A 12,102-nucleotide genomic window follows, 5' to 3' on the forward strand; every position below is an offset into this window, starting at 1 on the left:
GAGACCTACTTTTCATGTACTCAACCCCTTCCGAGTATCTGTTAAGTAGGTTAAACCTTTCTTTAAAAATCCGTCATCATTATCGAGTCTGGCTCTGCTCTTCCTCAAGATGGTTAAGGTTTTCAGTATGACTATTGGGCTTAGCATCAACTTGAGCCGGCGGCGACAATAACACCGCTAATCTTTGCTTTAATGTTAACCCCGCCATAGTCACTTCCTTAAACATGTCTCGCCACTCAGCAAAGCTCACGATTATAGGATTAAAACTATTAACCGGCTTGGTAATACCATAAATCACCGTGTCATTTTCAGGCTCAAAGGTGTTAAATAACTTATCCCAAATGATCAGCACGCCTGCATAATTTTTATCAATATATTGTGGGTTACGGCCATGGTGCACCCGATGATGTGACGGCGTATTAAAAATAAGCTCAAGCGGGCCAAGAGATTTAATCGCTTGGGTATGCACAAAAAACTGTAACCCCAAATTAAGCAGTACTACAAATACCACCCAATTGGGGTCAAACCCAATCACCACCAATGGCAGCCAAAACAGCCACATTCCCGCTAAGGGGTACATCAAACTCTGCCTAAAAGCAGTGCTGAAATTCATATTTTCAGAGCTATGGTGAACAACATGAGCCGCCCACATCCAGCGCACACGGTGGCTTGCGCGGTGAAACCAGTAATAACAGAAATCTTGGGCGATCATCAACGCAATAAAACTGCCAATTCCCATTTGAATATCAAGTAGCTTCCAATCAAATACCATCAGGTATAATTTTGCGATAAATAATCCGGCTAAAATGTCAGTTAGTTGATGCATTGCGGCAAGGCAAAAATTACACGCAACTTCCATAGGGGCGTACTTGGCTGATTCGGGTAACTTATTGGCTCTAGTGCCTAGATACCACTCCAGTAAAATGCACAGGAAAAATAGCGGCGCCAGCACCAGTAGCAAGATCTCGGGGTGAGTGATCAGTGTATTCAAATCCATTGAAAACCTTCTTTATTTTTTATTATTGTATTTTATGAATCTATTTATAAATGCATTAACCCATTGGCGCTAACAGGCTTAGGTTCATTACCACTTTGCAAAATGATCTTCGGTTAATCCAAGTTGATTTTGTAACTGATGCACTCGGCCATTATTGTCGGTTATCTGGCCACTAAAATAACCAATATACTGCCTGAAATTACTTTTAAGAAACCCAAGGTTAATCTTCTCACTGCGACACTTTAATGCGCGAAAGCTTAAATCAATTTGGTTGTCGCCCCCGGTGATGTACCAATCATCGTCACTGCGCTGGCGATTAAACTCAAACCTTACCGCGGGCATAAAATGGCGTTCACCATTAATCCATAACACGTTCTCGGTGGCGCCTGTTTCATTAACGCCCGCGGCTAAGTTAAGCCCCAACACACCAGACTCTACTTGAGTATTAATTGACGCCCAGCGCCAGCTGGTTTCTCGGCGCATGTATCCGGCAGAAAAATCATAACTCGCTAAAGCCTGATTCAGCGGCTGCGGTTCATCATTGACCGTTAAACTGCCTGATACTTTTAAACCATTGTGTTTTTGGGTATAGGTCCAACCGTTATAGCCGGTTGGCGTGCATAAACTCATCGGCAAACTTAACATGGGCGCTGTTAATGTAAGCTCAGCCTGAATATTGTCTGCGGCGATATATAACTGCCAGACACCGTCTTTAATAACAAATTCAATCTGAGATTGGCGATGCTTAATGCGCGACTGACCATTTTTAGGTGACTGAGACAGTGACATACCCAGCGCTAACGGTTTTAAGGTTTGCGTCTGTGTTAAGCGATTTTTTTCTATGTCATAGAGGTAACAAAAACTGCTGCCAACATAGCGAATATCGGCAATAGCCACCCCAATGATATAACGAGGGGTAGTAATATTAATAAATTGAAATTGCTTAAAATCGACATGTTTTGCAAACCATGAACTGGGCTTATCCATGTCAGTAAAGTAACTAAATTGCTTAACACCAAGATCTGCGACAATGCCATCAAAATGCCCATATATAGGTTGGCCGTCATTTTTAATTAACGATTCTGGCGCTAATGCCGAAGTGGGTTGTCGATGATGTAAAGCCATTTAGCATCCAATGAATAATATGATTAGACTCTAACCTCTATACTTTCAGGGCTAAAGTCAATGGTTTGTTACCATGGGATATCACCACTAATCTCTCATCATCATGGCGAAATAATCCAGACTAATAAATGAACCAGTGAAACTGATTAACTCAGGTTATTGGGCTGGCAAGGCAGTAAAAATCTGTTATTCTGAGGCCATCATTTTTTACCGTTTTGTGACATGAAATCATTACCTTTGTTGTTATGCAGCTCGTTATTTCTTTCAGCTTGCGCCAGTTACACCCCGACCCATATTGCGCTTAACCCCAGTGTCCCCCAACCACTGAATCAAATCGACCAATATGCCACTGTTGCGGTAAACACCATTGATGTCCGCAAAGCTAACTTTATTGTTCGCTTTAATAAAGAAGGTGAAGCAGCAGAATTAATTAGCCCAAGTGAACCTATCAGGCAGCAACTGGACAATGTATTTAAGCAAGCCATGACCAAGGCGGGCTATCAAGTTGACCCTGCAGCGACCAATTCGGCTGAATTTCAATTAGATTATTTACTGACAGATGTCACCGAGTCGACTTTCGGTTTTGAGGCAAAGACGACATTAACCATCAATGTGGTCGCTAAAAATCAAACCCAAGAATTTACTAAGATATATAACGCTAAAGGTTTATTAAAGGGCCCATTTAGCCCAGATTACGCCACCCTTGAGCTGGATATGAATAAGCTCATCGATGAACTGACCAGCAAAATTATTAATGATGCTGAACTGCACCATTTCTTACAACAATAACCCAGGAAGAAGCCATGCTTAAGTGGATGTTAGCCAGCGTACTTGCATTATCAACCATGGTTGCTCAAGCAGCCGTGGATATTCAGCCCGATACGCTTTACCCAAAAGTTGAGTTTGATACCAGCATGGGCAAGGTCGTGGTTGAGCTAGATAGAACCCGTGCGCCACTCACTGTGGATAATTTTTTGACCTATGTGGTCAAAGGCGATTATGACAATACGATTTTTCATCGCGTCATTGCCGATTTTGTGGTTCAAGGTGGCGGATTAACCTCGGAGTTTGAAGAACTTCCATCGCTAGACCCTATCGTTAATGAATCCGGTAATGGTTTATCCAATGCTATGGGCACCATTGCTATGGCTCGCGATAACGACCCCCACTCTGCCACGCGTCAGTTTTACTTCAATGTAGGCGATAATAAAAACCTCAATCCTTCCAAGCGCCGTTGGGGTTATGCGGTATTTGGCGAAGTCGTAGAAGGAATGGCAGTACTGGAAGCCATGTCATATGTTCCAACTGGCCATAATGCCCAACTCAATTGGCCTGATGTGCCCGTTAAAGAAGTGAAATTGAATAAAGCGACACTACTGAAACGATAAACCTTATAAATTTCATGGTTATAGGTGACTCATTTACGTTACGTAAATTCATCAATTATTTAAAAAAGCGGCGTTAAATATACATTTAACGCCGCTTTTTTGTAGTTTTTTACAATGCCTAGCGATGATTATCTAGTCATAAATACTGAATTTCATTTTACTTTGTAAATCCGAGTGAATGTTCAAGATAACCAACTATACTTTAGTCTATCTTGTAACAAACCTTATTGGTCAATAAATGGAATTATAAGGACGCTTCTCATGCCAATTAAGATAACAACGCCAAAGACGATGACGCCCAATGATTTTATAGAAACCAAAGCCCCTCAACTGGCGTATTATGGAAAAGCCTTCTTAGATAACCAACTAGATCACCATGAAATCAAGCTCTACATGTGGGATGTATTGGAAGAGTGGCAAGCCGTCGACTTAGATAACCCTCCTGAAACTATGACTCCAACTGATACTGAAAAAGTATTTTGGCATTTATTGCACTGTTTTCATGAATGGCCAGCAATGGTTATCCGCGGTAATCAATATTTACGTCAACAAGTTCACGATTGCTGTGATTACATTAATAGCGGTGGTGAAGTACCTCAAGGTTGTGTTGGCATTAGACCCACTATTTAGTGGGTCTTTTTAGTTACAACACAGCTTGTTATAAGCGCTATGCTAATTACTTTTTTATTATTTGAATCATCAATATAACCAATGCTCACTCATAGCAGCGTTGAGCTTAAACTCATGGTTTAACAAACCTGAGTATTACAAATACCCTTGTTTATTGACCAAGCTCAAATTGCTGTACTATTAATAACTTGATAATAACTTGAACCATCTAGCGAGCCCGCTTAAGCTAGAGCCATTCTCCTCTTATCTGTTGTCTTATGTCAGAATTATTTAGTCGAACTCGAGAAGCGCTGTCAGTTTATTATCATAAGCGCGTGGTTATTTTATTGTTACTCGGGTTCTCGGCTGGCCTGCCGTTAATGTTAGTATTTTCAACCTTAAGCTTTTGGTTAAGAGAAGCTGGCGTTGACCGCGCCGCCATTGGTTACTTTAGTTGGATAGCCCTCACCTACGCCTTCAAATGGGCCTGGTCACCACTGGTTGACCGCATGTCTTTGCCTATTTTTACCCGATTTTTTGGCCGCCGCCGTGGCTGGATGCTATTTGCGCAGTTATGTCTGGTGGGCGCCATTGCCGGCATGTCATTTAGCGATCCCTTAGTGGATTTAGAGCGGCTTGCCATTTGCGCTTTCTTACTCGCCTTAGCCTCAGCCACCCAAGACATTGTCATTGATGCATTTCGTATTGAATCTGCTCCAGAAAAAATGCAAGCAGCCTTAGCTGCGGCATATCAAGTAGGTTATCGCGGCGCAATGATTGTCGCCACAGCAGGGGCGTTAACCATTGCCGCTTGGGTTGACCCTGGCAATGATGGCTACAATCTTGAATCATGGCAAACCGCTTACTTTGTGATGGCGTTATTAATGTCAGTGGGTATTATTACCACTCTTTGCAGTAAAGAGCCTGAAGTTGACACCAAAAGCGCTGATGAACAAGAGTTACAACTTAAACAACGCTTTGCACAAAAGTATCCGCCTAAACTTGCAGCGCCATTGGCTTGGTTGTATAGCGCCAGCGTATTGCCCTTTATCGACTTTTTTAAGCGATATGGTAAAACCGCGATACTGATTTTATTACTTATATCTTGCTACCGCATCTCAGACATTGTTATGGGAATTATGGCCAATGTGTTCTATGTCGACATGGGCTTTAGTAAAGAGGAAATTGCTTTTGTTAGTAAAGTCTATGGTTTAATCATGACCTTAGTTGGCGCAGCATTTGGCGGGGTATTATTAGTGCGTTATGGCACCATGAAGATCCTTTTCTTAGGTGCATTATTAGTGGCCATTACTAACCTGTTATTTGCTTGGCAAGCTTACATTGGCTACAACATGCCATTTTTGACCTTTGCTATTTCAGTGGATAACTTCAGCGCTGGTATTGCTACTGCGGCATTTATTGCGTACTTATCAAGCCTAACTAGTAGCGGTTACAGCGCAACTCAATATGCCCTACTCTCCTCTATCATGTTGCTATTCCCTAAGTTTATCGCTGGGTTTTCTGGGGTTTATGTTGATGCCTTTGGCTATGTAAATTTCTTTATCGCCGCCAGTTTAATTGGCTTTCCGGTATTGATTTTAATTAGTTTATTACAACGCTATAGCTCGGTTAAACATCAACAAACTGATGAGCCTATACTGTCAGCTGAGGCCGATAAAAACTAATCTATTTAATTCATCACAAGATATTCAGCATAAAAAAAGCCCAATTACATTGGGCTTTTTTATATTAAGAGGCTTATCGGCAGCACAACTTAATGCAGCAGCATTTTACGCTTCAGAAATTTAATCTCTAAAGTTATTAAATTGGAACGGCTGGCCTAAGTCAGCTTCTTTAGTTAAACGCATGACCGCTTGTAAATCATCACGCTTTTTACCTGTCACTCGAACCGAGTCACCTTGAATCGCGGCTTGCACTTTAAGCTTGCTATCTTTAATCGCTTTGACTAATTTTTTGGCGATAAGTGTTTCAATGCCTTCTTTAAACTTCACTTTTAGACTGAAGGTTTTACCGCTATGTACCGTCTTGTCATCCACATCCATGGCTGATGGGTCAACATTACGCTTACTAAGCTGAATGCGTAAAATATCCACCAACTGCTGACATTGGAAATCATCTTCGGCTTTTAAAGTCACCACATGATCTTTGTATTCGATTTCAGCATCTTTACCGCGAAAATCAAATCGTCCCGCCAATTCACGGCGAGAGTTTTCAACGGCATTACGTAATTCAACTTCGTCAACTTCTGATACGACATCCATAGATGGCATAGTCATTCTCCAATAAATTATTTAGGGTTATTTTAACACTCTAAGCCTGTAGGCAAAGCCTAGACTAAAGAGAAAACAATTAATAGTTGGAATTTAATGACTTTGAACGCTGCTTTTTTTATTATTGATTTACTCAAACGACATTGCATCCAGCTAAGATATGTACAGCATGAAAATGAAATTGTTTTTTAGCGCCGCTTTTGCTTTCGCTGTCATCATCATCAGTTACTTGGTTTTCTCTAAACCTAACTATCCAATGACGTTTTCTAATATGGATAAAGTCGGCCATACCGTCAGTTTTTTGGGCTTAACGTTTTTAGCTTATTTTGCCTTCAAGCCTAAATGGTACTGGATGGGTTTAATCATGACGGCCTATGCAATATTGATTGAGCTAGTACAGTCACAAATTCCCTATCGTAGCGCCTCTGTTGCTGATGTAGTTGCAGATTTAATTGGGGTGGTATTATTTTACTTATTGCTATTTGTGTTTAGAAAATATCAAGCTGCAAAGTTATTCAAAAAGGGACCGCTCAAATCTGCCCTATAGCACTCAAGAGAAACCACATGCCACAGCGCACTAACAGCGACCGCAATATCCTTAACACTACCCAAAAGCCAGTTTTTGATGTTAACGACAACCATGTTAACGACAATCATGTGTACCAGACTGATATTGCGATTATTGGGGCTGGCGCTATTGGCAGCTTGCTGTACTGCCAGTTAGCAGCAATCAAGCAGCCATTACTACTCACACGCAGTCGCTCTGTAGGCGCTACAAGCCATGATGATTGCTCTACAATCACTCTTGAAACTCTTAACGGTGACAGTTTGCATCAGCCCTGTATCCAAGCGAACATAAATCAGCTTAACAAGGCTGCGTTAGCCAATATTAAATTAGTCATTGTCTGCGTAAAGGCTTATCAAGTGACTGATGCTATTGCTTCTATATTGGCGCTTATTCCACAGAGTTGTCATATTCTGCTGCTACACAATGGTATGGGGCCACATTTAGAGGTGTTAGCCCTTCTAAAGCAACACCCTCAACTTAAACTGGGGTTATCTTTAGGCACGACATCTCAAGCGGCGTTAAAACTGGCGCCGATGCAGGTGCGCCATACGGGTAAAGGTAAAAGCATTATTGGCCATTTATCTGGCCCAGTAATGCCTTTAGCAATACAAAACCAATTACTGGCTGCTGTTGAAGATATGTCGGTAGTCGATGATATCGTCACTAGTTTGTGGCAAAAGCTGCTGGTTAATTGCGCCATTAACCCACTGACGGCATTAGCCCAATGTGCTAATGGTGAATTGGCCCAGCCGCAATTTCAGCAGCAAATCGAGGCGATAACGCAAGAGTGCATCATGGTCGCCAAAGCTGATGGGGTTAACCTTTCGCTGCTTGATTCTGTTGCCATCATCAATCAGGTAATTAAACTCACAGCCAACAACTTTTCGTCTATGCATCAAGATATTCATCACAATCGCAAAACCGAGATACTGCAAATTAACGGTTACGTGGTAGCCCGCGCAGCCCATCACGGTTTAACAGCTGCGATAAATCAAAGCATGCTAACTGAAATAACCGCGCTAGAAAGTGCGCTATAAACCCAATAGATGAAAAACCATAGCTATGAAAAAACAAGCCGCTAAACTTATGTTATTGCACCCCAAAGCCTTATTACAGCCTCAAGCCCTGCCGTTTAGTGCTCGAGTCGGTTTATTCTACCTTGTTGCCGTTATCGCCATACTGGTAAGCGTAAGCTACATTGATCGACCTTTGGCACAGCTTTTACATGATAGTAAGCAAAGCGACTTTGGATTAACCTCAGTATTTAAACTACTGGCAAATACTCCATTAGCCTTAGAAGTATTGGCAGGCGTGCTTGTTTTAATTGGCTTATTAGGTCGTAATAACGCATTCAGTCATTTAGTTAAGCCCATTGTCTTGGTCGCTATTAGCGCCACAATGGTCCGTTTTGGGGCTAAAATTATCAGCGGCCGCACCTGGCCAGAAACTTGGGTTAATAATAACCCCTCTTGGATTGAGCATGGCGTGGAGATGTTTGCGCCATTTTCACTGTCGCAAAGCTATCATTCGTTTCCTTCAGGGCATGCGCTATTTACCTTTGCCTTCGCCAGTTTATTTTGGCAATACAGCCCAAAGCTTTACTGGTTGTGGTTAACAGCCATGGTAAGCGTTTTTATCGGTCAATTAGGGCAAAACTACCATTACTTAGGTGACTTACTGGCAGGGGCGGTACTAGGAGTATTGATAAGTCAGTTGGTGAGTCATTATTGCCTTGCCCCAATTGCGGGCACAAAAAATCCATAAATAACTGTCTTTGATTAAGTCATTTTTAACCGCTTAAATGTCGATACCAAAGCCAACCACAAATTGATAGTCATCTTGTTTGGGGATCTCGCCATCTGAGCCTGCTTGTGGTTTGTTAATATGATCCCAAATAAACGATAAATCTAAATCAAAAATATCGGTTAACTCTACTTCTATCGTGGCAATGGCGTGATGAGTATAGCCGCCAGACTTATCATCACCGTATTGAACACGATACGAAGAGACAAAATCGATATCACTGGTTATTTCAGTATCATAAACGGTTTCAATCACTAAGGTTACCGAACTACTGTCAGTGTCTTCACCCGCTTCAACATTATCAAATTTAGTGTAGGTATAGGCTGGACCACCACTGATATTCCACTCGGTTTTATTGTTATCGATGATGGTATAACCTAAACCCGACCCCAAGGTGAGTTTGTAATCAATATTGAGAAATTTATCAGTATATATTTCAGCAAACACCGGGCGTAAATAAAACTGCTTCGATATAAACCAATCAAAGTTGGTATTCATACGGTTATTGTTAATCTTTTCTTCGCTATCTGACTTTGAATAGTTACCAATATAATCAAGATTAAAGCGCGACTCTGTGGTGCGGCGAACGGTTTTAGCAATCGCACTATAATCTATTTGCTTGGTATTTCCTGAGCGTAAGTTGGCCCCTAAAGAAATCTTACTAGACCAATAATTTTCTTCAGACTGTAGCCCTGCAATAATGGTTAAGATTTGAGATTTATCAAACGCTTCACCATCAAGATAGCCGATGCCATTTTTGACCAGTAAGCGACCACTCTGCGTCGATAAGTCTGTAAAGCCAATGCTGACAATGCCCGCACTTTGCAACTCTTTGACATCTTCCCAATCAATATAAACAACATTGAGTTCATCACTATCAAATTCTAGCTTACCGTCATAAAGAGTTTTGATTTCACCTTTTAACAATTCAAGTGAGGTTAATTGCAACCAATCATTCTTACTGTCTTGTGGTATGGCAAGTTGTTCTGGAGAAGTGCTGTTAATGATTGTTTCTGCAGCCATAATTTCACTATATAGCGCTGGACTAAAAAATAACGCTGTCGTGGTGCAGCTAACAAGCAAACCCTTTTTAAGGCCAAGTTGTCGCATAAAACGCTCCCAGAAAGTATTTTCAGTGTTTTATATGCCCATATAGTACGATAAAAGCCATATATTAAAGTCATCAAAATGCATTAATATTGTCAAATGAGTCTAAGCCTCTCTTTAGCTCCACATCACCAACATAGCGGCGACTGCGATTAGCACTAACCCTAATACTTCATTTACCTTAATCTTTTGTTTGAGCCAAAAAACGCTGATGAGCATGGTAAAAAACACTTCAATTTGGCCTAAGGTTTTTACATAAGGCACCGCTTGCAATGACATCGCGCTAAACCAACCAATGGATGCGATACAACTGCAAACACTGATCAAAATCGTCAGCCTTGGTCGCTGCCATAATGCCAATAACGTCAGTCGGTCTTTAATCACTAGATAAGTCACTAGAATAATTGTTTGCAAGCCAATCACTGACAGCAGCACCCAAGCAGCGCGGTGAGTAAAAGGAATAGGAGCAGAAACTGCGGAGTCGACAATTAACAGCAAACTCGCCTCTCGCACCCATAGCGAAGTAAACGCAAACGCAATACCGCTACTAATACCCAGTACTATGGTATTAAGCGATAAACGTTTAACCCCTTTTTGCGTACTCAGAAGCATGACAGCAACAGCACCAATAATAACCCCGACCCAGCCTAATAAGCTCAAACTAGTGCAAAAAAATAACACACCTAAAATCGCCGCTACCAGTGCTTCACTTTTCGCCAGCCCTGCGCCAACCGCAAAGTTTTTAATTGAAATAATTTAACCATTAAACCCGTGGCTAAAATCTGCATCAAGGATGCCCCAATCACAAAGCCATAGAACTGATAATTAAAGCTCGGTAAGCTACTGGGTTGCAGCTGATAGAGGCTGAAGAGATATATCGCAGCAATAGGCCCAGCCCAAATAAACCGCGCCAGCGTAACACCACTGACTTTCACTTGCTGGCTCAGCTCACTTTGAAAAGCATTGCGCCAAGACTGCATAAAAGCGGCAAGAATAGTAAGTGCTATCCACATAGATATATGCCCAATAATTCAGAGGTTTGAGGATTGTTCTGAGAACTAATTTGATGACTATTTTAAAGACTATAAAGTATCACAAACTGAGCAGCGGATTGTTGGTAATTTGTTCTAGCTTAGAGTTTCGATGTTGGCTGTTGCAAACATTTAATATGTTCGCTTGTAAACTCATTAATAGAAGGTAAATGATTTAGTTCTGAAATATTTCTGGACAAAAACATTTTAGCGACAGAGCCCTAATTCGTCTATTTGGGATTAGGAAAATTAACTCTTGATGTCATAGTTGTTATACATTTTTTTCTCGAGCTAAACGCCCCTTCGCCTTGTACTCGAGCATCAGTTCCCCAACCATAAGTTGATAATCAGGGTGACTTTTAAAGCTGTAAGATACGAAAAATACTTTAGTGTTCTCGACTGAACTCAAGTTTCTGATTTCACCAACGTCGTTACCCACAACTAAACTAAATTTAATACCCGGTATGTAGAAAATATGATGGTGGTACCCTAATTTCTTTGATGATGTTGGGAAAGAGATCTTCGGTACAATATCCTCGTCAGAGTCTACATAAACAGCAAGGTATGCATTTTTTGGAAAACCTTGATCCCCCAAAAGATAGCGACGAAATTCTTCTTGGTAATGAACACCAAGTGACTTTTGATTCGCATTTTTTGCTACGGGCCATCCAGATGCACGCCATATTATACTTGCTGCAAAATACAGGTATCTTTCAGTATTGGGAAAATTGCACTTTATGGGGTTAAACCACCTCTCACCACGAATATTTGCAAAGTGCTTTGCTTCATTGACTCGATGTAGAAGAGGAAATTTATCAGTGCCACCGTGACACTCTGAGACAACACTGTTCTCTCCTAGGCGAGAAAACAGTGATTCACACTCAGCACAGAGAAAGTGTGCTGTTATTTGGAAATCAGTATATACAGATGATTTGTCGTGACTTTGGTTTAATACCAAATCATCACCATCAAATGCGCCTTTTAGCTTTTTGTACAGAGCCTTTGGCATTAAATGACTATTTTTAAGCTCTTTATTCTCTAAACAAAGTCCGCATCTATCTAACTTCAAGTTACTACCTTTAATAAAATATGTAACAGTTTCAGCCGTGTTCTCAACTATGATGCCGCCTTTCACTTTTGAATTCAATTTATAATCAATTATTTAGTGATATATAAGATTGAA

At 41.1% G+C, this 12,102-nt stretch carries 12 protein-coding genes and 1 pseudogene; 7 read left to right on the forward strand and 6 right to left on the reverse strand.

Annotated features, from left to right (window positions below):
- Nucleotides 1-79: 79 nt before the first annotated feature.
- Both Q4557_RS15325 and Q4557_RS15330 read right to left on the reverse strand, forming a co-directional pair.
- Nucleotides 80-997, reverse strand: coding sequence for a sterol desaturase family protein (locus tag Q4557_RS15325; RefSeq protein WP_303413776.1), 918 nt, complete (start codon nt 995-997; stop codon nt 80-82).
- A gap of 87 nt (nt 998-1,084) precedes the next feature.
- Complete coding sequence (locus tag Q4557_RS15330) at nt 1,085-2,122, reverse strand: DUF2804 domain-containing protein (protein ID WP_102438901.1); 1,038 nt, start codon at nt 2,120-2,122, stop codon at nt 1,085-1,087.
- A 222-nt stretch (nt 2,123-2,344) separates the two neighbouring features.
- Here Q4557_RS15330 and Q4557_RS15335 point away from each other — a divergent pair, with 222 nt between their 5' ends.
- The 4 genes from Q4557_RS15335 to Q4557_RS15350 all read left to right on the forward strand — a co-directional run bounded on the left by Q4557_RS15335 (nt 2,345) and on the right by Q4557_RS15350 (nt 5,804).
- On the forward strand, nt 2,345-2,911 hold the full coding sequence (locus Q4557_RS15335) for a YajG family lipoprotein (RefSeq protein WP_102438903.1): 567 nt from the start codon (nt 2,345-2,347) through the stop codon (nt 2,909-2,911).
- A gap of 14 nt (nt 2,912-2,925) precedes the next feature.
- Complete coding sequence (locus Q4557_RS15340) at nt 2,926-3,510, forward strand: peptidylprolyl isomerase (protein WP_102475580.1); 585 nt, start codon at nt 2,926-2,928, stop codon at nt 3,508-3,510.
- Nucleotides 3,511-3,801: 291 nt separating this feature from the next.
- Nucleotides 3,802-4,140, forward strand: coding sequence for a hypothetical protein (locus Q4557_RS15345; protein ID WP_102475590.1), 339 nt, complete (start codon nt 3,802-3,804; stop codon nt 4,138-4,140).
- A gap of 257 nt (nt 4,141-4,397) precedes the next feature.
- A complete protein-coding gene (locus Q4557_RS15350; protein ID WP_102475581.1) occupies nt 4,398-5,804 on the forward strand; it encodes an MFS transporter in 1,407 nt (468 codons plus the stop codon).
- A 120-nt stretch (nt 5,805-5,924) separates the two neighbouring features.
- Here Q4557_RS15350 and Q4557_RS15355 read toward each other — a convergent pair whose 3' ends face one another.
- Nucleotides 5,925-6,410 (reverse strand): YajQ family cyclic di-GMP-binding protein, encoded by a 486-nt coding sequence (locus Q4557_RS15355; RefSeq protein WP_102438909.1) that lies wholly within the window; start codon nt 6,408-6,410, stop codon nt 5,925-5,927.
- 169 nt (nt 6,411-6,579) lie between these two features.
- Between Q4557_RS15355 and Q4557_RS15360 the strand changes: the two genes are divergently transcribed.
- From Q4557_RS15360 to Q4557_RS15370, 3 genes are read left to right on the forward strand one after another with little or no spacing between them, the layout of a single operon-like run.
- Entirely contained in the window at nt 6,580-6,957 is a 378-nt protein-coding gene (locus Q4557_RS15360) for a VanZ family protein (protein WP_303413780.1), read from the forward strand.
- A gap of 17 nt (nt 6,958-6,974) precedes the next feature.
- The gene (locus Q4557_RS15365; RefSeq protein WP_102475582.1) at nt 6,975-8,015 is read left to right on the forward strand and encodes a ketopantoate reductase family protein; all 1,041 of its coding nucleotides are present in this window, start codon (nt 6,975-6,977) and stop codon (nt 8,013-8,015) included.
- Nucleotides 8,016-8,040: 25 nt separating this feature from the next.
- The gene (locus Q4557_RS15370; RefSeq protein WP_303413784.1) at nt 8,041-8,742 is read left to right on the forward strand and encodes a phosphatase PAP2 family protein; all 702 of its coding nucleotides are present in this window, start codon (nt 8,041-8,043) and stop codon (nt 8,740-8,742) included.
- A gap of 33 nt (nt 8,743-8,775) precedes the next feature.
- On the opposite strand, the gene Q4557_RS15375 is transcribed toward Q4557_RS15370, so the two are convergent.
- The 3 genes and pseudogenes from Q4557_RS15375 to Q4557_RS15385 form a co-directional block, all read right to left on the reverse strand.
- Nucleotides 8,776-9,891 (reverse strand): DUF481 domain-containing protein, encoded by a 1,116-nt coding sequence (locus tag Q4557_RS15375; RefSeq protein ID WP_303413786.1) that lies wholly within the window; start codon nt 9,889-9,891, stop codon nt 8,776-8,778.
- Nucleotides 9,892-10,005: 114 nt separating this feature from the next.
- Nucleotides 10,006-10,901, reverse strand: a pseudogene (locus Q4557_RS15380) (multidrug transporter).
- Between the two features lie 289 nt (nt 10,902-11,190).
- Nucleotides 11,191-12,054 (reverse strand): hypothetical protein, encoded by an 864-nt coding sequence (locus tag Q4557_RS15385; RefSeq protein WP_102438919.1) that lies wholly within the window; start codon nt 12,052-12,054, stop codon nt 11,191-11,193.
- Between the last annotated feature and the right edge of the window lie 48 nt (nt 12,055-12,102).

It is taken from the genome of Shewanella sp. 5_MG-2023, from assembly GCF_030547465.1.
Lineage (GTDB): Bacteria > Pseudomonadota > Gammaproteobacteria > Enterobacterales > Shewanellaceae > Shewanella.